The sequence below is a fragment of the Collinsella sp. AF15-51 genome (assembly GCF_003462845.1).
Lineage (GTDB): Bacteria > Actinomycetota > Coriobacteriia > Coriobacteriales > Coriobacteriaceae > Collinsella.
Map to the genome: position 1 here is coordinate 65,596 of NZ_QRYG01000009.1, position 22,569 is coordinate 88,164.

A 22,569-nucleotide genomic window follows, 5' to 3' on the forward strand; every position below is an offset into this window, starting at 1 on the left:
GCGCGCTTTTCCACAACTGAAAGATACCAACCTACCGTCCGCGTGAGAAGAGACAAGGCGCAATTCTCCGGTGAAAGGTTCTTTCATAACCGTAAACGGTAGGTGAAAGTTTACCATCAACACTTGAAACGGCAAGGTGTATCTTGTTATTGAAAATCCCCCTATACTATGACATTACAAAACGATTCCGATTTTCATGCCAACCAGGAGCCATCCATGACCGATAGTAGCAAGAGCGCACTTTCCCTCATTAGTACCCATCAGGGATACAGCGAGTCCGAGCAGCGCATTGTCGACTATATATTGGAGCACCAGTCCGAGGCGCCACGCCTCACGGCGGCTCAGCTCTCGCGCGCCGCCGCCACGTCCGAGGCGACCGTTTCGCGCTTCTGCCGCAAGCTTGGCTTTGGCAGCTTCCGCAGCTTTCAGTTTTCGTTGGCGAGGGATTTGGAAAGCCAGCGCAACGAGGGCCTGACTGACGAAGTCTCGCTCGACAATATGGAGCAGAGCCTTAAGAACATCCTGGCTGCCAAGGTGAGCGAGCTTAATGCGACCATCGACGGGATCGACCACGATACGTTGGCGGCTGTTGTGCATGCCCTTAAGCATGCAGGGGTTATTGAGTTTGCGGCTGTGGGCAATACGAACGCGGTCGCGCTCGATGCGACGTTTAAGTTTTCGCAGCTGGGCCTGCGCTGCATGGCGAGCACCATTAGCGAGACATCAATCGGCTTTGCGCTCACGTTGCGCCCGGGTGACGTCATCGTGCTCATCTCAAACTCCGGCAAGTCGCGCCGACTGAATCGCATGGCAAAAGCGGCTCGCGACTGCGGCGCAACCGTAGTCGTCATCAGCAGCGACAGCAAATCCCCGCTCGCGCGCCTGGCAGACTACACTTTTAATACCGTCAACCACGAAGCGCTGCTGACGACGGGCGACTTTGCGTTCTCCAAGATCAGCGCCACGATGATCATCGAAGTTATCTACAACTTCCTGCTGCCCGAGATTGAAGACGCTCGCGAACATATCAGCTACTACGAGGAGCTCATCCAGCCGGACAAGGTCGTTGAGTAAAACGCGTAGTGGGACAAAAAATTTCAGTCTATTTTGTCCCACCAACACCGCTGATACGACCTAGTCTCGAACTTCTTCGAGCATCTGCTTTGCGTGGGCCAAGCTTGCCTCGGACTGATCGCCGCTCAACATGCGGGCAATCTCGGCGGTACGCGCTTCGCCGGTTACCTCGTCCAAATGCGTCTGGGGAACATCGCCCGGCTCCTTGCTGACAACATAATGCTTGTCGGCCATGACGGCGACTTGCGCCAAGTGGGTTACGACAATCACTTGATGCGTAGCGGCAAGATCGGCCAGCACACCAGCAAGAGCACGAGCCGTGGAGCCGCCGACACCGGCATCGACCTCGTCAAATACCAGTGTGTCGACGCCGTCAGCATTACCCAAGACCACCTTGCTCGCCAGCATGACGCGGCTGAGCTCGCCGCCCGAGGCAATGCGGCGCAGGGGACGCGGCGTCAAGCCGACACCGCTGCGACACAAAAGCTCGTAGCTTGAAGGACCCGCCGGCGTCCACTCGGCGCGCGGAAGATCACGCGACTCCCAAACGAGCTCGGCGCCGCCCATCTCCAGGCGCGCCATTTGGCGGCCAACCTCGTGACAAAAACGCGGAGCAGCGGTATTACGCGCACGCTTGAGTGCCTTGGCGGCAGCGAACAGCTCGCGCTCGGCGCTCCCGAGTGCCTCACGCGCCTTTTTGATCTGTTCATCGCCATCATCGACCAGGGACAGCAGCTCTTGCGAGCGATCGCGCATGGCAAAAACATCGTCCATGGTGGGACCCCACTGACGCAACAGGCCCTTGAGATCGGAATACCGCTCACGCATGCGAGCGAGCTCGCGCGGGTCGAAGGCGACGCCATCGCGATAGGCACGAAGCTCGTTCGCGCTATCCTCAAGGGAGATGCAGGCATCCGAAAGCGCATCGGCAATGTCGCCCAGTTTGCGATCGACGGTAGCCATACGGGAAAGCTCTGCCACGGCGCTGTTCACGGCATCGAGCGCTCCACCTTCGGCGGCAAGCGATGCATGGGCATCGTTAGCTGTGGCAACCAGTACCTCGGCATGTTCGGAGCGCGGCAGCAGTTCCTCGAGTTCCTCATACTCACCCGGCTTGGGGTCGACCTCGGCGATACGCTCCAGGGCGAAGCGCGCCTCCTCGACGCGACTCCCCTGCGCACGCGACGCCTCCTCTACGCGACGGACCTCCTTGGCAGCCGCACGCGACGCCTTGAAGCAGGCACGGTAACGGTCGAGCGCCTCGAGCGCAGAGCGACCAGCCCAGGCATCAACCATGGCAACATGATGCGCCGGATCGAGCAGACGCTGATGTTCATGCTGGCCGCACAGATCCATCATCACGCCGACGCGCTCGGAAAGCTCGCGCACGCTGGCGATGCGGCCGTCAATCTTGACGCGGCTGCGACCCTCGGCAGAAAGGCTGCGCTGCACGGTAAAGCCCTCCGTGTCGTGCGGGCCGTCGAACAAGCGTGCCTCGACGCTCGCCAGCGCCTCTCCCTCGCGCACGGTCGACGAATCTGCACGCTCGCCCAAAATGAGCTTGAGCGCCGAGAGCAGCGCGGTCTTGCCGGCGCCGGTCTCGCCGGTCAAAACCGTTAGGCCCGCACTCGGAACCAACGTCGCCTCGCGAATGAGCGCGATGTTGGAAACCTGCAGCTCATCGATCATGGCGCACTCCATAGAACACGCGGCTCACCGAGTTATAGAAGCTCTCGGGACCGTAATCGAGCAGCAGCACGTCGCCGGGACCACGGCGCACGGCCACGCTCTCAACGGTGCCATCGCAGGTAATAAACTGTCCATCGATAGCGATCGCCGGAACACTCGGACGGTCATCGGACATAAAGATCTCGACGACATCACTCGGCGAGGTCAAAAAAGCGCGAGCCTGAATGGTATGCGGAGCGATGGGCACACAGACCATACCCGTGTAATCGGGGCTGACAATGGGGCCGCCGGCGGAAAGCGCGTAGCCGGTGGAGCCGGTCGCCGTCGAAACAACGACACCGTCGCCGCGAAGGCGGTCGATATGATGGCCGGACACCGTGATGTCAAATTCGACCATATCGGACAGGGGGCCGCGCGTAAGTGCCATATCGTTGAGGGCAAACGTGCGCACGACATCCTTCGCGCCGTCTTCGCGCACGGACACAATATCCGCGGCGATGGTGGCGCGGCGGCTCACGTGGAGCTCGCCGGACAGAGCATCGCTCACAACCTGCAGAATGTCGCGCTCCTCGGGGCTCGCAGCAGTTAAAAAGCCCAGGTGACCATAGGAAAGACCGAGGATAGGAATCTCGCGATGGTTGAGGATGCGGGCAGCGCGCAGCAACGTACCGTCGCCGCCGAGCGTAATGACCAGATCTGAGCCATCAATATCAGGCGTGCTTTGAATCTTCGATCGCTGGTCGGCAGCCCATGCGACCTCGTAGCCCTGGCGCGAAAGCCAAAGCTCGAGCATCAGGCCGCTCTCGACCGCCTCTTGCTTGTAGTAATTGGGAACCAGAAAGACCTTCATAGCGTTGCAGCTTTCTCGCTCAAAGCCGATACCTGGGATTGCAGCTCATCGTCGGTGCGTTCACCAGGGGCAAACCTTATGCCGTACAGGAAAAACTCAACGTTGCCCTTAGCGCCATGGATGGGCGACACGCACACGTCAAGCGGGAACAGGCCCTTGGCGGCAAAAAGCTCAATCGCCGCCACGAGCGTATCGCGGCGGACGGCGGGGTCGGTCACGATACCGCGCTCGCCCACCAGCGCAGCCGGCGCCTCAAACTGGGGCTTTACGAGCGTGCAGAACGAACCCGAAGGCTTCAGGCACGCCAGCACGGCGTCGATGATATTCGCGATGCCGGTAAACGAGACATCACATACAGCCAGGTCGATGGCACCGGCATAGCCAAACTCAGGCAGCTGCGTCACGTTTGTGCGCTCATGCAGCGTCACGCGATCATCCTGACGCAACGACCAATCAAACTGGGCGCGACCCACGTCCACCGAGACAACGGTCGCAGCTCCGCGCTTGAGCAGGCAATCGGTAAAGCCGCCGGTAGAGCAGCCCACATCCAGACAGCTAAGGCCCGTCGGATTGATGCCAAACGCATCAAGCGCGCCTTCGAGCTTAAGACCGCCGCGGCCAACATAGGGAATGCGCCCCTTCACGTGCAGTGGCAGACCCGGAATCACCTTAAGGCCCGGCGAAGTCAAGCGCTCGCCGCCACTCGAGACCAATCCGGCCATAAGAGTGCGAAGGGCATCCGCGCGATCGGCGCAGATGCCCTGTGAAATCAGTTCGTCATCAAGACGCACGCGTTTCATGAATGCCATCAACCATTCGTATCCGGAGATGCGGCCTAGCTATCCTGGGATTCGTTTGCCGCATCCTCATCGTATTCCTGCTCGAGCTTATCGGCCTCACGCGGCGTCAGCTCAAACTTGTCGACCATATCGACCGCGCGGGAGCCCAGCTCAATCGCTTCGTCAAACAGATCGAGTGAACGCTCCAAGGACGTATCCTTGGAGCGAACGGTAGCGATGATCTGGTCCAGACGGTCCGAAATCTCGTCAAAGTTGCGGACAGAACCCTCTGGCATGGCTACTCCTCGACGGAGTCGACATCAGTCTCGGCGGCGTCCGCGCCCTCGGCCAGAACACCAGCCTCAGCCTGGGCAACCGCAACTTTAGCGGCAGCCTCGGCAGCCTGGGCCTCCTCGCGAGCGCGATCCTCGGCGAGCAGCTCTTGGTACAAGTCCTCACCCGGCAGCTCCTCGCTGCGAGCGGTCTTGCCCAGCACGCCGTTGACGAACGACGCGGACTGGTCGGTGCCATAGGCCTTGGCAAGTTCGACGGCCTCGTTGATCACGATAGCGTCCGAGACCTCTTCGTCGGTAAGGAAGCGCATCTCGTAGACGGCGATACGCAACAGATTGCGGTCGGCGCCGGGCATGCGCATAAGATCCCAGTTCTTGGCGACGGCGCGCAGAGCGCAGTCGATGCGGTCGATATGCTCGTAAGCACCGCGGCACAGCTCCAGCGCATAGGGGTCGAGGGGGCCCTTCGAGATCAGGAAATCGCCCTCGAGGACGCGCTCGAGCGGGCTGTCCGTGGCCTCGGCCTGAAACAGCAGCTGCAGCGCTTGACTGCGGGCAAGCGTACGCCCGCGATAAACCTTAAGGCTCAAAGGTTACTCCTTGGGGAAAACGAGGCCGTCGATGCAAACGTCAACGCGCTCGACGTCAACGCCCACCTGGGCATCGATGGCAGCGACCACGGCAGCGCGAACGGCCTCGGCGAGTTTCTTGAACGGATAGCCAAAGAACACCACGACGCGCACGGTGAGCGCGAGCTTGTCGCCGACGACCTCGGCCTCGACCGCCGGCTCGGAGGCCGGGGCCTTGGACGAGAGCATCATGGAGACAAGGTTGGTGGCAAGGTCCTTGACGCCAACGGAGGCGATGCCCTCGACATCCGACACGGCGCGCGAGACGATGGCGGTCAGGACATCGGGCGAAATGCCGATGCCGTCAATCTTGATTTCCTGGGGCATGAGTCCTCCTAGAAGAGTTGGTTGCTAGACGCGGGAGACGAACTTGCCGTCGCGGGTGTCAACCTTGATGACCTCGCCCTCGTTGAGGTACATGGGGACCTGGATGACAGCGCCGGTGTCGATCGTGGCCGGCTTGGTAGAACCCTGGACGGTGTCGCCCTTAAAGCCCGGGTCGGTCTGGACGATGGTGGTCTCGATGAACATCGGCGGGGTCACGCCCATGAGCTCATCGTCGGCGAAGAGCAGCTGGCAGATGTCGTTCTCGCGCAGCCACTTGGAGTTCTCGCCCACCATGTCCTCGGGAACGGGAACCTGCTCATAGGATTCGTTGTCCATGAAGATGTAGTCGGTGCCATCGTTGTAGAGGTACTGGAACTCACGGGTGGTGAGCATGACGCTCTCGAACTTGGTGCCGGCGTTGCAGGTGTTCTCGACGACGCGGCCGCTCTTGATGTCGCGGGTCTTGTAGCGCACAAACGCGCCGCCCTTGCCCGGCTTGACATGCTGGAACTCGACGATGGTGTAGACCTTGTCCTTAATGCGGAGACCGAGGCCGTTCTTGAAGTCGGCGGTAGAAATGGTAGGCATAGCGACCTTTCTTGTTATGGGCAGAACGCACAAGCGTCCAAATTACATACGAGCGAAATTATACACTTGCAGACGGCGCCTGCAGCGAGCGCATAAAAAGAGAACGCGGGGCGTCCGAATTGCTCCGGAGGCCCCGCCCCAAACTATCTACCGAAGTAGACTAGCAATCGATGACGTGAAGGTCATGCGGCGTCTTGGTGAAGGGCTCGTAGCCGTTCTCGGTGACCACGCCGTAGTCCTCCAGGCGCACACCGCCCACGCCGGGCAGGTAGACGCCGGGCTCCATGGTGATAACCGAGCCGACCTCGATGATATTCTTGCTGCGGTTGAAGTTGGGCAGCTCGTGGATGTCAATGCCCACGCCGTGGCCCAGACCATGGTTATAGTAATCGCCATAGCCGGCATCGCCAATGATCTTCTTGGAAAGCTTGAAAATGTCGTTGCCCTCGACGCCCGGATGGATGGCGGCGACGCACTCCTCGTGCGCACGGCGCACGAGCGCGTACAAGTCGAGCTGCTCCTGCGTGGGCTCGCCCATCACGACGGTACGAGTCATGTCGGAGCGGTAGTCGCAATAGCCCGCGCCATAATCCATGAGAACGAAGTCGCCCTTCTCGATCACGCGGTCGCTCGGGACGGCATGCGGGTTGGCGGTGTTGGGGCCGCTCGCCACGATGGAGCCGAAGGCCAGGCTGTCGGCGCCGTTGGCGAACATAAAGTTCTCGAGCTCGTTGCGAACCTGCTTCTCGGTCATACCGGGCTTAATATAGCCGAGCATGTGCTGGAAGGCGGCGTCGGTAATCGACTGCGCATGGCGCATGAGCTCGATCTCCTCGGCGTCCTTGATGGCGCGCATCTTGCGAATGTCGTCATGCATCAGCGGCAGCATGCAGGCGACGGAACGATCCTCAAGGCCACGCTGGATACCCTGGTAGAAGTTGATCTGCATGTCGTCCTCGACAGCGCAGACACGGCACTTGTTAGCCGCGATCTTGCCGGCGACCCAACCGGGGATGGTGCCCTCGTCCATGTCGTAGACCCAGGGGCTGCCGGCGGACGTGTTCTCCTCAAAGCTGTTGAGATAGCGTGAGTCGGTATGGAACAGGCACTGGTCGGCCGTAATAAATGCAGCGTGCGGGAACTCGAAGGTGTAGTCGAAGACGCCCTTCACGCCCGTGAGCCAACGAAGGTTGGCCTCGTCGCGCACGACGATAGCGTCGTAGCCGCGCTCAGCCATCAGGGCACGGACACGCTCGATACGACCGGCAGGACCGGCAGCAAACTCAGACATGCAGATTCCTTTCTTATTGTCCTCATAAAAGCGGGACGGGCCTCGATCGAAAGATGGAATCGCGCGCGATTCGCAACCGATTGGAAACCCGCCCCTCAACATGATACGAAAGACGATGTATGTCAATAAATCCTAGAGAAGTTCTTTGCGAGAAGCCAAGTATGCGTGAGCATGGCGGTCGAGAACCTCGTCCTCAACGCTCGTTAGACGAATGGCGCCGAGCGCCGCGGGCAGCGGCAACATGCTGCGGTTCGAGCGAACAAACTGCTGCCTGCGGAACTCCTCGATATATGCGGCAGGCTCCAGATCGAAGGCAAGCTCCTCGATACCAAAGTCCTCCAGGCAGTCATCGACCTCAAAGACGTAATCGATATCAAAGTCGCAGGCATCATGTGCTAGGCGCGCCTCAAAGCGCATCCCCTCGGACAGCAGCTGGTAGGCAGGAACCTGCACCGCGGCTTTGCCCAGGCAGACGCGCAGAGTACGCTCCCCCGTCTTGCCAAAGTCTAGAGCGTGGCGGGCGCTGGGATTCGTAGCCATCAGTACGTCCTTACGGGCAGTCTGAGACCACTGAACGGCATTGACGAGCGCGACCTCCTCGCCCGCGAGAATCTCGGGGACGGTCTCGGTAAACTGATTCCAGCGGGACTTGCTGCTCGAAAGCATGGTGCCAACAAGTACCACATAGCCAAGTTTGAGGTCATCGGGGTCCGCCTCGCGAACAAGATCAAGGTCACACACGACCAACCCCGGCTCGGGACGGAACGCGATAGCGGGAAGCGCATTCGCCGACGAGGCAACGAGCGGCCTCATGGTCGTCGCGACCGTGAGCATGGCGTCAAACGTCGTCGGCAGCAAGGCGCACTCGGTGCGACCGCACCACTGATTGGCACACCAGCAAACGACTGAGCAGGTCGCCGTGTCGCCGACAGCGACAACGAGATCATCGCAGGTAATGCCGTTAGCCGACAGCGCGCCAAAGACGGTATCGGCATCGACCAGCGTAGCACCGGCAGGCGAAACCTCGAGGACGAGCGGCGACACGGCAAAACCGGCGTCAACCAGTGCATGCTCGACAACCTCGCCAAAACGCTCGGATGTGGCGTCGTTCCAAACCACCATCGCACGCTTAGGCTTGCCCACAGCCGAGGCAAACATGCGCGACAGCTCCTCGAACGCCCCCAATCCGACGCGGACATCGACACTGCGGTTTTGGAAATTGATAAGTTGACGGCGAATCATAGCAGTCCACGCTCCAAAAGCATCTCGGCACAAAGGTAGGAAACGTCCTCGAAGGACTTGTTGCGAATATCAAGGGTAATATCGGCCGCCTGGCGATACAGCGGACGGCGATGCTCAAACAAGCGCGCAGCGTGCTCGGGCGAGCGGAAATCGGGCCGGGTATCGGAGCGACGAATCTGGCGCAACGAGTCCTCAAAGTCGCCTTCGAGGTACACGCATGTACCCATCTCGTGCATCAGCTCAATGTTCACCGGCGTCTCGACGATGCCGCCTCCGCACGATACCAGCAGGCTGCGCTCGCTTTGAAGCGAACGGAGTGCCGAGGTCTCGAGCTCGCGAAAACGATCCTCGCCCTCGGTCTCAAATATCTCGGTCACCGACTTGCCGCATCGACGCACAACCAAGCGATCGGTATCGATGAATCGACGCTTGAACATAGTGCCCACATTGCGCGCAAGCGTCGACTTGCCCGCGCCCAAAAAGCCGATAAAGAAGATATGGTCGCAGCCGTGTTTGATGTGCTGGGACATGGCGAAACCTATTCCTCGCAGGGAAGGTCGCGCAGGGCCCGGCGCTCAAAGATACGGAAGATCTGCGTGTACCACAGGTCCTGGGTTGCCTGCGGCTTGACCAGAATGGTGTCAACGCCGGCAAAGTTACCGCTCCACACGTCCGTGTACAGCTGATCGCCGATCAGCACCGCCTCGTCTGCCGTGGCGCCGAGGCGCTTAAGACCCGCCTTCAAGGCAAACGGGGCGGGCTTCATGGCGTGGCTGATGGCCTCGAGTCCCAGCTCGCGTGCAGAGCTAATGACCTGGTCGCGATGCCAGTTGTTGGACACCATGCACAGCTTAAAGCCTTTGGCGCGGGCGGCGTCGAGCCAAGCGGAAACCGCAGTGGGAACCTGCTCGGTGTCGCGCGGCACCAGAGTGTTATCGCGATCGAGCAGAATGGCGCGTTTGCCGTCGGCCCACAGGGTATCAAGGTCGATGCGATCGACCGAGGCAACGTATCGTTTGGGGCTAAAAATCCTCATGCTAATTCCAAGACTGTTGATGCTCTTCGTAGGTTTGCGAGAAGTACTCCTCGTCCTGCGTAATGTAGAAATACAGGTCATCGGAGTCGGTCGGCTCAAGCGTGGCCTTGAGTGCCTCGAGCGACGGAGAGCAGATGGGCGTGGGTGGCAGGCCCTCGTGCTTATAGGTGTTATACGGGCTATCGCTCTGCAGGTCGTCGGCGGTAACCTCGCCACCGGTGACATACATCATGGTCGCATCGCTGTTGAGATAGCGCAGACCGTCGAGCTTGCCGGCAAGGCGGTTGTAGAAGACCGAGGCCACGTGCGCACGTTGATCGGCGTTGAGGCCCTCGCGCTCAACGATCGAGGCCAAGTTAACGATGTCGTAGTCGGACATCTCCACACCGTAGCGCCCCTTGATCTTGGCTTCGCAGCTCGCAAAGTCAAGCGACTTGTACTCAGTCTTAAACTGATCGAGCATGGCGCGAATCACGTCATCGGCCGTCGGCGAATCACCCAACGAATAGGTCTTGGGGAACAAGAAACCCTCGAGCGAATCGTTGGCGGCGCCCTTAAGGAAGCTATAGTCGTCCACGTAATTGGAGGCCTTGGCCTGGTTGAGGAAGTCTTCCTTAGAGATGCTGTCGTAGGCCTGGGCCACGCGGTCGGCGACTTGATCGACTGTCAGACCCTCAGGGATAGTCAGCGCATTGGAGCCCGCGTTGGGGCCTTCCATGAGCTGCTGAACAACCTTGGTCGCATCCATGAGCGTGGTGAACGAGTAGGTGCCAGGCTTAAGCGACATATCAGCGTTGAGCTTTTTCACCGCCGCGTAGTAATCCTTGGGATTTTCGACGATATGGTTCTCGGAGAGAATCGAGGCGATCGTATCGCCCGAAGCACCGTCGGGAATGGTCACCGTAACCTGCTGACCAGCCGCGACCTTCGTATCCTCACCGGTAAAGAAGCCCTTGACGGCAGGCACGACAAAGAAAGCGATAGTAGCAAGCGCGATTACGGCCACCACGACGCCGACAATCATGGGCACCGGGGAGCTTTTCTTTTGGGCACCGCGACGAGCATGCGTGTTGTAGCTCGAGCGGGCCGCCGGAGCAACGCCATGCGAACCGCGAGCGTGATGCGAATGCGATTGGGGGGCCTGCGTTCGCTGAGTAGGTGCCTGATGCTTAAAGCGAGCACCGCCTGCAGGCTGAGCCGAACGAGCAGCGGGCTGCTGAGCCGCGTGAGAAACCGGATACTGAACCGAACGAGCAGAAGACTGCTGACCCGTCCGTTGAACAGGTTGGGCCGAACGAGAGGAGAACTGCACCGGGCGCGCGGCAGATTGAGCTGCGCGCTGGGTCGGCTGTGCCGGACGCTGGCCAGGCTGGGCAGGGCGCGACGACGGCTGACGTGTACGATTCGGCTGGCGCGGATCGGGAGCGCTAGGCATGCGAAACCTCCTCGTTTTTACGATCAAGCCACGTCTGCAAAAACAGGCTGGCGGCAATCATGTCAATCTTGCCCCTCATCTGCTTTTCGTTGAGGCCCTGCTCGCGCAGGATACGCTTGGCCTCTTGCGAGGACAGGCGCTCGTCCTCAAACTCCAACGGAAGATCGAGCTCGTCGGCAATCTTTTGCGCAACAGCGGCAACACGCTCGGCCTGGGGACCGGGCTCACCGGCCATGGTCAGGGGACGCCCACTTACCAGGATATCGGGCTCATAGTCCTCGACCAGGTAGCGGAACGTCTTGGCCATACCGGTGACCTCTGCAGCCGGGAGCACCTTGACAGGCATCGCCATCTTGCCATCACGGCTCGAGACGGCGATGCCGATCCTGGTCTCCCCTATGTCCAGCGCAAGCGCGACCACAGCGACTACCTAGATTCTTAGGCGCCGAGCGCGGTCTTAGCGGCCGCGAGGGCATCGGCGATGCCGGCGGCATTCTTGCCACCGGCCTGGGCCATGTTGGGACGGCCGCCACCGCGACCGTCGACCAGGCCCGCGATCTGCTTGATCACGTTACCGGCGTGGAAACCGGCCTTGACGGCGTCATCGGAGCCGGCGGCGAGCAGGGCCGGGGTGCCCTTCTCGGTCACGCTGGCGACGACGCAGGCGACAGGACCGGCGACCTTCTGGTGTACGGTATCCCAGACGTTGCGCAGGTCGGCAGCCTCAAGGCCCTGGAGCTCAGCGACGACGAGCTTGTAGCCGTCGAGCTCAACGGCGCCCTCGATGGCGCTGGAGATAGCGTCGGAGGAGCCACCGGTCAGCGCCTTCTTGAGCTTGTTGGAAGTCTCGCGCAGCTCGGCCTGCAGGTTCTCCACGCGGGCGGGAACCTCATCCACGCGGCACTTGAGCGCAGCAGCGGCGGCGTCGACGAGCGCCAGACGGTCGGCCATGTAGTCGAGAGCACCCTTAGAGGTCACGGCCTCAATACGGCGGACGTTGGAGCCCGTAGAGGACTCGGAAATGATCTTGAACAGGCCGATCTCGGCGGTGTTGGCAGCGTGCGTGCCACCGCAGAGTTCGCGGGAGAACGGCTGGTCCTCGGCGCCCACGGAGACAACGCGGACGACGTCGCCATACTTCTCACCAAACAGGGCGACAGCACCGGCGGACTTGGCCTCGTCAATGCCCATGACGCGGGTCACAACCGGCTTGGAGGCGAAGATCTGCTGGTTGACCAGGTCCTCGACAGCCTTGAGCTGCTCGGAGGACAGGGCCTCGAAGTGCGTGAAGTCAAAGCGCAGGTGCTCAGGCGTCACCAGCGAGCCGGCCTGGGAGACATGCTCGCCCAGGACCTGCTTAAGCGCGGCGTCGAGCAGGTGCGTGGCGGTGTGGTTGCGGCGCAGGAAGCCACGGCGCTCGGCGTCAAGCGTGGCGGTCACAGCGGCACCGACAGTCAGCGTGCCATCGACAACGTGCGCGACGTGGGCATACAGACCGTTGTGGTTCTTGGTGTCGGCAACGGTCAGAACAACGCCCTCGGCGGAAAGCTTGCCGGCATCGCCTTGCTGGCCACCCATCTCGGCATAGAACGGGGTGCGGTCGAGAACGACCTCGACGTCCTCGCCGGCGGCAGCGGACTCGACGGACTCGCCGTTGCGCACGATGGCAACAACCTTGGCGCCTACGATCACATCGTTGTCATAGCCGTCGAACTCAGTCGCGGCGACCTTGTCGGAAAGTTCGACCCACACGTCGTTGAAGCTGCCCCAGGCGTCGCCCTTGGCATTGGCGCGGGCGCGGGCCTTCTGGTCCTCCATGCAGGCGGTGAAGCCGTCCATGTCGACGTCGTGGCCAGCGGTGCCGGCGATCTCGACGGTCAGGTCGATGGGGAAACCAAAGGTGTCGTGCAGCTTAAAGGCAACATCGCCCGGAAGCACAGCGCCCTCGGCAAGCGCTGCCAGGGCCTCATCCAGGTAGACGCGACCGTTGTCGAGCGTCGTGGAGAAGCGCTCCTCCTCGGAGGCGACGATACCCTTGACGAGCGCGACGTTCTTGAGCAGCTCGGGATAGGCCTCGCCCATCTGAGCGTTGACCTCGTCGATAAACTTGGTCAGGAAGGCGCCCTCGATACCCAGCAGGCGACCGTGGAACACGGCACGGCGGAGCAGGCGTCGAAGGACGTACTCGCGACCCTCGTTACCGGGCAGGATGCCGTCCGAGATCATAAAGTCGACGGCACGAGAGTGATCCGCGATGATACGCAGCGAGCGGCTGGCACCGGAGTAATCGTCGGCGTCATAGGTCTTGCCGCTGATCTCCTCGCCCAGCTTGATGAGGTGCTGCATCAGATCGCCGTCGTAATTGGCGGTCTTGTGCTGCATGATGGCAGCCATGCGCTCTAGGCCCATGCCCGTATCGAGGTTGCGGTGCGGCAGCTCTGGCATGGAGCCGTCCTCCTGGCGGTCGTACTGGGTAAAGACGAGATTCCAGAACTCCAGGAAGCGGTCGCAGTCGCAGCCGGGCTTGCAGTCGGGGCTGCCGCAGCCAACCTCCTCGCCCATGTCAAAGTAAATCTCAGAGCACGGACCGCAGGGGCCGGTGGGGCCAGCGGCCCAGAAGTTGTCGTCCTCGCCCAGGCGGGAGATATGATCCTCGGCAACGCCCAGGGAGCGCCACACATCGTGGGTCTCGTCGTCCTCGGTAAAGACAGTAAAGTACAGGCGGTCGAGAGGCAGCTTGAACTCCTTGGTAATGAGCTCAAAGGCCCAAGCGCAGGCCTGCTGCTTGGAGACGCCACCAAAGGAGAAATCGCCGAGCATCTCAAAGAAGGACAGGTGACGGCCGTCCTCGCCGATGCAATCGATGTCGTTGGTGCGGACGCACTTCTGGCAAGAGATTGCGCCGATCTCCTTCATGGTCTTCTTGCCCTGGTAATACTCCTTAAACTGGTTCATGCCGGCGTTGGCAAGCAGCAGCGAAGGATCGTCGGGGACGAGGGACGAAGAAGGATAGAGCTTAAGACCGCGCTCCTCAAAGAAGTTGAGGAACTTAGAGCGAATCTCAGCCGTAGTCATTGACGGGTAGTCAGCACTCATAGAGGGAATCTCCTCGGTTTCACATCGAAACAGTTCAAACGTAACGATATTACCATCCCACCGCGCCTGTGCAAAAAAGAGGGCCGCCAAACAGCGACCCTCCAGCGAAAGTGCACGTTATTTAGTACTGTGCGATCCTTTGAAAAAGGGCTGCTGTAGAATTACATATAAGAGTCACCCGGAAGGAGCGATCGATGAAAAGCAAACGATTTTTCCTCAATGCACTTCTGTTAGCGACACTTTTAACGCTTTTGGCTTTCACCTGCTGGTACGCAAACCAACCAGCATTTGGCTACGTGTTGTATGCAGTAATGTCCGGCGATAAGGCTTATTACACTCTACGCGCAATTGACATTCTCTTTTTCTATGTTGCCGGCCCCTTATCAATCGCTTTGCTCGCGTTTCTTGTCATTTTCAACTTCAAGAAACGTTAATAGGACCTATTTAGAATCCGAGTCGTCCATGGAGCCGTCGATGCCGGTTTTGGTGTCGTCGTCAGAGCTTGTGTCGTCGTCCTTGGCAAAGGGGTTCTTAAAGAAACCCGTCGCGTCGGGCTGTAGGCCTGAGAGCTTAATCCAGGGATTATCGAGCTCGGGCTTGGGCATTGCCTGGGCCTCGGGAGCGGTCTCGTTGCCGATGAGTTCGGACTCATAGATGAACGTATCGTCTCCGAGCGCGTCGTAGGCGGCGACCGGGTTACCCTCGGTATCGCGATACGGCGTGCCCTTAAACACGGCGCCGTCGTATGCCACGAGCTGACGGCCGGTCTCGTTCTCAAAGTAGTAGACGAAGATGCCCTTGAGGGCCGCGCACAGCGGAATGGCGATAACCATGCCGATGGGACCCATGAGTGCCGAACCGACAACGAGAGCCGTCAGGCTCATAACGGGATGCACCTGCACCGAGCTCTGCATGACCTTAGGCGAAATCACGTTATCGGTGACGTTTTGAGCCACCATGGTCACGACAAGCGTCCATAACGCCAGCATAGGGCTGAACATAAACCCAAGCACCGTGGCGATCGCCGCGCTCACCCAGGGACCGACAACCGGAACCAAGTGCATAATGCCGGTGAAGATGGCCATGAGCGCTGCATATGGATGGCCAATGAGCGTAAAGCCGATAAAGGCGAGGATGCCACCGCAGATGGACGTCACGACCATGCCGCGCATATAGCCGCCAACCGAGCGTGAAAGGATGGCAACCATAAAGCGGTACGAGGTCTCCTTTTCCTGCCCGATGATGGTGCAGACCTCGTGGTGCATGCGGGGATAATCGCAGGCAAGCCAGTAGGCAAGCACCAGACCCAGGAAGATGACGAACAGCTGCGAGGCCGTGTTGGTAATGAGCGGAAACACACCGCGGCCGAGCTCAGCAGCGATTTGCGAGACGTACTTGGACGCTACGGTAACCAACGAAGAAAGATTGTCGTCCAGATACTCCTTGAGCGGCGTGTTGTTGAGCGTCTTAGCGTGCGAGAGCATCTCGTTGAGATCGCCACCCGCAACACGAAGCTGCTCGGGCAGGCGGCTCAGGACTTCCATGATTTGACCGAGCAAAATAGGCGATAGGATGCAGACGACGCCGACGAGCACGGCAACAACCACAATGAGTGCGATGAGCGAACCGAGGCCACGTCCGACGCCGTGATGCTCGAGCCAGTTGGTGATCGGAGACATCACAAAAGCGATGATGGAACCGACAGCGAGAAACTCGATGACCGGTGCCAGGATGCCCATAAGGTTGAAGATAACGGCAGCGATGACAATGCAGCCGACGACGCCCCAAATGCCCAGCGTCAGAATGCGGGTATCGCGAAGCGTGCGGTCGATTTGTTGGGGGTGCTCACTCATGAACGAATCATCACTCCGTCGGGGTCGATCTTATCTTGAATCTTCTTAAGGGTACGGCGCAGCAGGCGCGAGACCTGCACCTGCGAGATGCCAAGCTTCTTGGCAATCTCGATCTGGGTCATGCCCTTAACGAAGCGCAGCTCGATAACCTCGCGCTCGCGCGGCGAGAAATCGCGGATGGCTTCCTCGATTACCAGGCGGTCATCGGTAAAGTCGAGCTCGTTGTCGTCGTCGGCATAGCGATCGAGAATCGAAGGCGCATCATCGGAATCGGACGCACCGGGGGCCTCGATGGGCACCGAGGTGTAGGCCGAGGACGACTCCATGGCTTCGAGCACCTCGTCGACGGTCACGTCCAGGTATTCGGCGATTTCCTCAACCTTGGGCGAACGCTGCAGCTCGTTGGTGAGCTTATCGGTAGCCTGGTTGACCTTGGCCGAGAGCTCCTGCAAACGACGGGGCACGCGCACGCTCCAGCCCTTGTCGCGGAAGTGGCGCTTAATCTCGCCCAAGATGGTGGGCGTGGCAAACGTCGTGAACTCGAGTCCGCGCTCAGGATCAAAGCGATCGATAGCCTTGAGCAAGCCCAAGTACCCGACCTGCAAAAGGTCATCGAGCGGCTCGCCGCGGTTCTTAAATTTGTTGGCAAGAAACCTTACCAGGTTCATATGGGACATGACGAGCTGCTCGCGAGCATCCGGATCGCCGGTCTCCTTATAACGACGAAACAGCTCGCGGGTTTTCTCCTTGTCCCAAGCGGTCTTGCCGCTCCGGGAACGTTCGGTCATATTAGATATCCGCCTTGAGGTCGAGGGAAAGCGTTAGAGGCGCCGCAGTCTTTTCGTAGGAATCGCACACGCTTGCAAGAATGAGCTCGGCATACACAGCAGCCTGGTCATCCTCGTCGACGGTGGCCTGTTCCCCAAAGGTAAAGGTCATGCCGACGTGAGATTCGTCCACATCGAAATTGATCGTGATGTCGTCGCAGTCGACCGCGGTGCATCCAAAGATGAAGGCTTCCTCGGCAGCCATGCGGATATCCTCGATGCGATCGACGGACATAGAGCACAGGGCGCCGACGTTGGCGGCCGTCATGCGCACCAAGCGCGCGAGACGAGGATCACCGGCAACGCTCAGCGTGATGGGGCAGGTTGCTTCACTACTCATCGCAGGACTCCTCGGAGGTCTCGGCAGGCGTATAGGTGTAATACTGAGCAGGCTTGGCTGCGGACTTCTGAACATCATCGTCGTCAGCAGCGGCATCGTCATCGCCAATCAGAACGCGCTCAGTAGGCTGCTCGGCCTCGGCGGCGGCAGCGGCGAGCTTGCGATCGGCGTCGGCTGCAGGAGCCTTCACCTTATTGAAGAGCTTCTGCACGGCGCCGGCCGCAGAATCAGTCACGCTCGACACGGCATTACTGGCCTCGGCCATGCTGCCCGTAACCTCGGAAATGTCGCGAACGACCGCCTCAACCTCAACGAGGTTAGACGTCAGGGCGTCAACGGCAGTCTTGCTCGACTTGAGGAGCGGCTCCATCTGGGCAAGTGCCGGCGTAAGCTCGTCAACGGCGCCATCGAGCTTTGCCACCACGGGCTGTGCCTCGGCGAGCGTATTATTGAGGTCGCTCACCGTCTTGTCGAGCGAGTCGACGACGGTGCGGGTCTTGCGCAGCGTGAGCGCGAGCTCGACAACAGCCCACACGCCGGCAACGGCGAGCACCAGCAGGGCGATTTGAATGGGACTCATACAAGCCTCCCGAAGGAATCGAAATACAGACGTTTTTCATGGTACCCCAAAGAAGGGCAAAGATACCCAAAGGGAATGCGCGAGGCGCCAATGGCCTACTTGGGAGCGTTGCCGCTACGGTCGCGCTCGCTTTGCTCCACACGCCACTCTTCCCAACCGCGGCCGGCAGGCTGCCAGAACGCGCCGCGCTCCAACCCCTCGGGCAAATAGCGCTGATCGACCCAGCCTTCGGGATAATCGTGCGGGTACTTGTATACACCATACTCGTCGCTGCCGGGACGGTGACGATCGCGCAGGTAGCTGGGCACCTCGCGAAGACCACTGCTGTGGATATCGGCCAGCGCCGCATCGATCGAGGCCTCGCACGCGTTGGACTTAGGCGCCAGACACACATAGAGCGCAGCCTGAGCCAGGTTGATGCGACACTCGGGATAGCCAATGACCTCGGCAGATTTAAATGCGGCATGCGCCACCAAAAGCGCCTGCGGGTCGGCGTTGCCAACATCCTCGGAAGCCTGAATCATAATGCGGCGAGCGATAAACTTGGGATCCTCCCCTGCATCGATCATGCGCGCGAGCCAATAGATCGTGGCATCGGGGTCGCTGCCGCGCATAGATTTAATAAACGCACTGATAATGTCGTAGTGCATGTCACCGTTTTTGTCATACGAAAACCCACGACGTGGATTGGCGATCTTCACGTCATCCACGGTAATGGGATAGCGTTCCCCGGCCGCCGGCGCTGGCGTTCCCTCAGTATCGGGACGCGTAACGGCAATCTCACTCGCAAGCTCGAGCGTCGTGAGCGCCGAGCGCGCATCACCCGCGGCCAGCGTGCAAATGGTCTTGACTGTATCCTCATCGGCCGAGAACTTACCGTTTAAACCCTGCGGCGCCTCGAGCGCACGCTCAATGAGCATGGCGATATCCTCGTCCTTCAGGTGCTCAAGCTCTACCACACGCCCACGCGAGAGCAATGCCGAGTTGACCTCAAAGTACGGGTTTTCCGTCGTGGCGCCAATCATAATGACGGTGCGGTTCTCAACCGCATGCAGTAAGGCATCCTGCTGCGACTTAGAGAAGCGATGGATCTCATCGATAAACAGAATGGTGCGGCGGTCGTAGGTGTTCAGACGGGTCTTAGCCTCATCGATTACGCGGCGCAGGTCCTTCACAGTGCCCGTCACGGCGCTGACCTCGACAAACTCGCTCTTGGTATGGTTGGCGATAATGTGGGCCAGCGTCGTCTTGCCCGTGCCAGCCGGGCCGTACAGAATCACGCTCGACAGCACGTCATGCTCAATCGCGGCGCGCAGCCACGAGCCCTTACCGACGGCCTTTTGCTGGCCCACATACTCGTCGAGCGAATTGGGGCGCATGCGCACCGCCAGCGGTGCATTCTGAAAGGAACGCTCGCGCGTCGAAGCAGAAAAAAGGTCGTCCATAGCCATCCCGTGCATCAATCAAAACGTTATCGACCAACAGTATACCGAATTATACGAACTACCGTTCGTTAATATAGGTACGGTGCGGAAACTGCAATCCCGGGAACAGCTTGCTCGTCAGCTCGCAGAAATAGCCGTCCGTCATGCTTGCGATGTAATCCACGACGGTCTGATCCTTATCGTCTTGCCATGCATAGGTGCAGTCGTAGTAGGAAAGCTGCTGCTCAATACGCGAAATATGGTGCTTAAAGATGTAGGAAGACTCGTCGCCTTTATTTAGATCCTGCAGGCAACGGTCGTAGAGCTTTTCGAAGGCCTCACGCAACTCTGCCTCGGAATCGCCTTCGATACCGCCCTTGCTATAGATCTTCTCGTAGTTCTCGCGCTTCGCCCGGCGGATCTCCTCAAACAGGTCCTCGCTCATCTCGATACGCGGTTTGCCATAGCTATGCTCAACGATATCGATGGAAGCGTGCGTGAGAATCCAGCTGTTATAGGCGCCGCCCCGACCATCGTCAAAAGCGTCGGGCGACAGCAGGCCCGCCGCAATGGCGTCCTGACGATCACGACCGACGTAGGCGAGGATATCCGAGATACGCACCACACAGCCCTCGAGGGTCATGGGGCGCAGGTGCTCGATCGCGCCATAGCCCGCGGCAATGCTGTCCTCGACGGTACGGTCGAACTGGTCAAACGACGCCATGTCCGAGAGTTCAAAGACACGCTGCTCATACTCGCCGTTATGACACAGCACGCCGTCGAGCGTCTGGAGCGACACGTTGCGACCGTACAGCGCGTCGAGCACGCGGACGGACTGCACGTTATGGAAAAAATAACGACCCGTACGCTCGTGATAGATATCGTTGAGGAAACGCTCGCCGGCATGGCCAAAGGGCGTGTGGCCCAAATCGTGGCCCAGGCCAATCGCCTCGATCAAATCGCAGTTGAGGCCCAAGGCACGGCCGATATCGCGAGCAATGCGCGAGACGAGCTGCACATGAAGGCCGCGCCGCGACAGGTCATCGTTACTGCGAAAACTGAAGACCTGAGTTTTGCCGGCGTATCGGGCATACGCAGGCAGATGAAGAATCTTTTCGGTATCGCGCATAAAGGCCGGACGCATGAGCGTGCCCTCGTCTGCGGCTCGATCAACGCGACGGATGACCTGGTCATCGTCGCAACGGTACGGGTTGACATAGCCCGAAGCACGATCTGCGGCAATGCGCTCGACAAGTTCGGGCGATAACGCCGAGGGAATACGGTCCATGCGCGCCTTAATGACGGCCGTTTCTTGATTAGATGCCATGGCATGCTCCTTAAGAAGGATGCGCAATCGGTTACAATGTGCAGCCCACGACCTCGATTATGGCAAAAATCGGCACCAAAAACGGCAGCAAAGGCAGGGAGCGCGATTTTGTGAAGAGGCAGGAGAGGGCAAGGGCCAGGAGCGCAACGGCAAATGCCACGATGCCGCCCATAGGGTCGAGCGTGCAAAGCGCGAAGAGCGCCTTGGCGTCCCCCATGCCAATGCCAGGGACGTGGCGAACACGACGCCAGAGTGACTCAGTAAGCACAAGGGCAAGGTAGACGATGACCGCAAGACCGGCGTGGTCAAACGCCGTGTTAACACCCTTGTCGAGCCAAACGCCTGCAAGCGCCGCCACCGCACACGCGCCGGCAAGCTGATTGGGAAACCGCCGCTCACGGGCATCAATCACCGCGCCGGCAAAGAAACAAATCCAAAACGGGATATAGACCATCGTGCACCTCCATGAACAGCTGCTCAAAAGCAAAAACCACCACAAAGGTACAGGCACCTTTGTGGTGGTTTTGATGGTGGTTATTTGGCGCCTTGCATGACCTCGTCGAGGGTAACGTTGACGGCGTGCTGCGTCGGGACCCAGTCGACCTTTAGGAACAGCGCTGCCACCGTGATGGGGATATAGCTGAACATAAAGATCGGGAAGGTAAACAGGTTGGTCACCAGGCGCCACTTTTGCGCACAATGAATGTGCTTGTACTCAAAGATGGTCGTAAGTAACGCCAGGATAAAGAAGGTCTGGTACATCATCGCGAAGGTCATAATGAGCGAGGCGGCACAAGCCTGCATCTCGACCTCGGTGGCCAAGAAGCCATGCGAAAGCCCGCCCACGATGAGAAAGGTAGCGTTGGCGAGCATGGAGATCAGGGACAGCAACATGCCCGGAGCGATGGTCATAAACATGTCATATGCGGCAAAGCGATGATAGCAAAACGTCGATTTGACCAGATGCTTACCGTAGGTAAAGAACACCTGGTAGAAGCCCTTGGTCCAGCGCATACGCTGCTTCCAAGACGCTTTAAACGTCACGGGTTGCTCGTCAAAAAACTCCGCCGGCGCATAGCCAATGCGAATGCCGTGAATGGCGCAGAACGTGGTGAACTGAATATCCTCGGTCAGCGTGTGGAACTGCCAGCCGTGCATACCCTCGATAACACTGGCGGAGATGAGGTAGCCCGAACCCGAGACGGCACAGGACGTCTTGCAGATATTACGCGCGTTGTTAAGGAAACGCGCCTCGCGCAGGTACCAAGTGGCGTTGGCAGCCGAGATCCACGAGCTGCCAAAGTTCTTGGAGTTGCGGTAGCTTGTGACCACATGGAATCCCTGGTCAAAGGCGTCATTCATCTTGGAGACGTAATCGCGGGAGATAACGTTGTCGGCATCGAAGATAAAGTAGCCCTCAAAGGTATCGGGATACTCGTTAAGAATGCGGTCAAAACCAAAGTCCATGACCCAGCTCTTGCCTTTACGGGCCAGGTCGTTTCGCTCGTACACGACAGCGCCCGCCTCGCGCGCGAGCTGCGCGGTGTTATCGGTGCAGGCATCGGCGACGACAAAGACCTCGATGAGCTCGGACGGATAATCCTGGTCCTTGATGGAGCGAACGAGGTTGGCGATAACGGCCTCCTCGTTGTGTGCTGCAATAAAGAAGGCATACCGGTGGAGTTTTTTGGCCTTGGGAGGCGCGACCTCGCCGCGGAGAGCACCGATGACAAAGAAGACCACCTGGTACAAGAAGCAGACCGTGAGCAGCGTGACGACAATCTGGTTGAAGATCACGATGGGTGTGTTGGTTTGTAAAAAGGCGAGCATGCAGGCTCCCAGGAACGCGTTACGTAAACAACCGTATATCTTACCGCAGGCTAGGGGCG

The 22,569-nt window shown here is 59.5% G+C and carries 24 protein-coding genes; 2 read left to right on the forward strand and 22 right to left on the reverse strand.

Translation table 11 applies throughout. The features are described 5' to 3' along the window. The first annotated feature begins 216 nt into the window (after window positions 1-216). Window positions 217-1,074, forward strand: a complete 858-nt coding sequence (locus tag DWW51_RS05880) for a MurR/RpiR family transcriptional regulator (RefSeq protein ID WP_117806188.1) — start codon at window positions 217-219, stop codon at window positions 1,072-1,074. 60 nt (window positions 1,075-1,134) lie between these two features. Here DWW51_RS05880 and DWW51_RS05885 read toward each other — a convergent pair whose 3' ends face one another. The 14 genes from DWW51_RS05885 to alaS all read right to left on the reverse strand — a co-directional run bounded on the left by DWW51_RS05885 (window position 1,135) and on the right by alaS (window position 14,329). After that, window positions 1,135-2,763, reverse strand: coding sequence for a DNA repair protein RecN (locus tag DWW51_RS05885; RefSeq protein ID WP_117773834.1), 1,629 nt, complete (start codon window positions 2,761-2,763; stop codon window positions 1,135-1,137). Then, entirely contained in the window at window positions 2,753-3,613 is an 861-nt protein-coding gene (locus DWW51_RS05890; RefSeq protein WP_117635157.1) for an NAD(+)/NADH kinase, read from the reverse strand. The genes DWW51_RS05885 and DWW51_RS05890 overlap by 11 nt, the downstream gene beginning before the upstream one ends. Beyond that, window positions 3,610-4,413, reverse strand: coding sequence for a TlyA family RNA methyltransferase (locus DWW51_RS05895; RefSeq protein WP_117773854.1), 804 nt, complete (start codon window positions 4,411-4,413; stop codon window positions 3,610-3,612). The genes DWW51_RS05890 and DWW51_RS05895 overlap by 4 nt, the downstream gene beginning before the upstream one ends. Window positions 4,414-4,448: 35 nt before the next feature. Further along, a complete protein-coding gene (locus DWW51_RS05900) occupies window positions 4,449-4,688 on the reverse strand; it encodes an exodeoxyribonuclease VII small subunit (RefSeq protein ID WP_006233978.1) in 240 nt (79 codons plus the stop codon). A 2-nt stretch (window positions 4,689-4,690) separates the two neighbouring features. Then, window positions 4,691-5,275, reverse strand: coding sequence for a transcription antitermination factor NusB (gene nusB, locus DWW51_RS05905; RefSeq protein ID WP_117773835.1), 585 nt, complete (start codon window positions 5,273-5,275; stop codon window positions 4,691-4,693). Window positions 5,276-5,278: 3 nt separating this feature from the next. Next, window positions 5,279-5,641, reverse strand: a complete 363-nt coding sequence (locus tag DWW51_RS05910) for an Asp23/Gls24 family envelope stress response protein (RefSeq protein ID WP_117773836.1) — start codon at window positions 5,639-5,641, stop codon at window positions 5,279-5,281. Window positions 5,642-5,665: 24 nt separating this feature from the next. Continuing rightward, window positions 5,666-6,229: an elongation factor P gene (gene efp / locus DWW51_RS05915; protein WP_006233983.1), complete on the reverse strand. Its 564-nt coding sequence runs from the start codon at window positions 6,227-6,229 to the stop codon at window positions 5,666-5,668. 160 nt (window positions 6,230-6,389) lie between these two features. Then, a complete protein-coding gene (locus DWW51_RS05920; RefSeq protein WP_117773837.1) occupies window positions 6,390-7,520 on the reverse strand; it encodes a Xaa-Pro peptidase family protein in 1,131 nt (376 codons plus the stop codon). Between the two features lie 132 nt (window positions 7,521-7,652). Then, window positions 7,653-8,762, reverse strand: coding sequence for a hypothetical protein (locus DWW51_RS05925; RefSeq protein WP_117773838.1), 1,110 nt, complete (start codon window positions 8,760-8,762; stop codon window positions 7,653-7,655). Then, the gene (locus DWW51_RS05930) at window positions 8,759-9,292 is read right to left on the reverse strand and encodes a shikimate kinase (protein ID WP_099431675.1); all 534 of its coding nucleotides are present in this window, start codon (window positions 9,290-9,292) and stop codon (window positions 8,759-8,761) included. Before DWW51_RS05930 ends, DWW51_RS05925 begins: the two co-directional genes overlap by 4 nt. A gap of 8 nt (window positions 9,293-9,300) precedes the next feature. Continuing rightward, window positions 9,301-9,798, reverse strand: a complete 498-nt coding sequence (locus tag DWW51_RS05935; RefSeq protein ID WP_117773839.1) for a YqeG family HAD IIIA-type phosphatase — start codon at window positions 9,796-9,798, stop codon at window positions 9,301-9,303. 1 nt (window position 9,799) lies between these two features. Next, complete coding sequence (gene mltG, locus DWW51_RS05940) at window positions 9,800-11,233, reverse strand: endolytic transglycosylase MltG (RefSeq protein ID WP_231501589.1); 1,434 nt, start codon at window positions 11,231-11,233, stop codon at window positions 9,800-9,802. After that, window positions 11,226-11,654 (reverse strand): Holliday junction resolvase RuvX, encoded by a 429-nt coding sequence (gene ruvX, locus DWW51_RS05945; protein ID WP_035138185.1) that lies wholly within the window; start codon window positions 11,652-11,654, stop codon window positions 11,226-11,228. Before ruvX ends, mltG begins: the two co-directional genes overlap by 8 nt. 17 nt (window positions 11,655-11,671) lie before the next feature. After that, on the reverse strand, window positions 11,672-14,329 hold the full coding sequence (gene alaS / locus DWW51_RS05950) for an alanine--tRNA ligase (protein WP_117773840.1): 2,658 nt from the start codon (window positions 14,327-14,329) through the stop codon (window positions 11,672-11,674). A 194-nt stretch (window positions 14,330-14,523) separates the two neighbouring features. Here alaS and DWW51_RS05955 point away from each other — a divergent pair, with 194 nt between their 5' ends. Continuing rightward, window positions 14,524-14,763, forward strand: coding sequence for a hypothetical protein (locus DWW51_RS05955; protein WP_117773841.1), 240 nt, complete (start codon window positions 14,524-14,526; stop codon window positions 14,761-14,763). A gap of 6 nt (window positions 14,764-14,769) precedes the next feature. Here DWW51_RS05955 and DWW51_RS05960 read toward each other — a convergent pair whose 3' ends face one another. The 8 genes from DWW51_RS05960 to DWW51_RS05995 all read right to left on the reverse strand — a co-directional run bounded on the left by DWW51_RS05960 (window position 14,770) and on the right by DWW51_RS05995 (window position 22,510). Then, the gene (locus DWW51_RS05960) at window positions 14,770-16,182 is read right to left on the reverse strand and encodes an AI-2E family transporter (RefSeq protein WP_117773842.1); all 1,413 of its coding nucleotides are present in this window, start codon (window positions 16,180-16,182) and stop codon (window positions 14,770-14,772) included. Then, window positions 16,179-16,970 carry an RNA polymerase sigma factor SigF gene (locus tag DWW51_RS05965; protein WP_117639348.1) on the reverse strand — a complete coding sequence of 264 codons (792 nt, stop codon included), beginning with the start codon at window positions 16,968-16,970 and terminating at the stop codon, window positions 16,179-16,181. Before DWW51_RS05965 ends, DWW51_RS05960 begins: the two co-directional genes overlap by 4 nt. A 1-nt stretch (window position 16,971) precedes the next feature. Further along, entirely contained in the window at window positions 16,972-17,349 is a 378-nt protein-coding gene (locus DWW51_RS05970) for an ATP-binding protein (protein ID WP_117629310.1), read from the reverse strand. Then, entirely contained in the window at window positions 17,342-17,929 is a 588-nt protein-coding gene (locus DWW51_RS05975) for a hypothetical protein (RefSeq protein WP_117773843.1), read from the reverse strand. Before DWW51_RS05975 ends, DWW51_RS05970 begins: the two co-directional genes overlap by 8 nt. A 95-nt stretch (window positions 17,930-18,024) precedes the next feature. Then, window positions 18,025-19,374 carry a replication-associated recombination protein A gene (locus DWW51_RS05980; RefSeq protein WP_197032187.1) on the reverse strand — a complete coding sequence of 450 codons (1,350 nt, stop codon included), beginning with the start codon at window positions 19,372-19,374 and terminating at the stop codon, window positions 18,025-18,027. Between the two features lie 58 nt (window positions 19,375-19,432). Beyond that, window positions 19,433-20,680, reverse strand: a complete 1,248-nt coding sequence (locus DWW51_RS05985; protein WP_117773844.1) for a deoxyguanosinetriphosphate triphosphohydrolase family protein — start codon at window positions 20,678-20,680, stop codon at window positions 19,433-19,435. Window positions 20,681-20,711: 31 nt separating this feature from the next. Next, window positions 20,712-21,134, reverse strand: coding sequence for a prepilin peptidase (locus DWW51_RS05990; protein WP_117773845.1), 423 nt, complete (start codon window positions 21,132-21,134; stop codon window positions 20,712-20,714). Window positions 21,135-21,214: 80 nt separating this feature from the next. Further along, window positions 21,215-22,510 (reverse strand): glycosyltransferase family 2 protein, encoded by a 1,296-nt coding sequence (locus DWW51_RS05995; protein ID WP_117773846.1) that lies wholly within the window; start codon window positions 22,508-22,510, stop codon window positions 21,215-21,217. Between the last annotated feature and the right edge of the window lie 59 nt (window positions 22,511-22,569).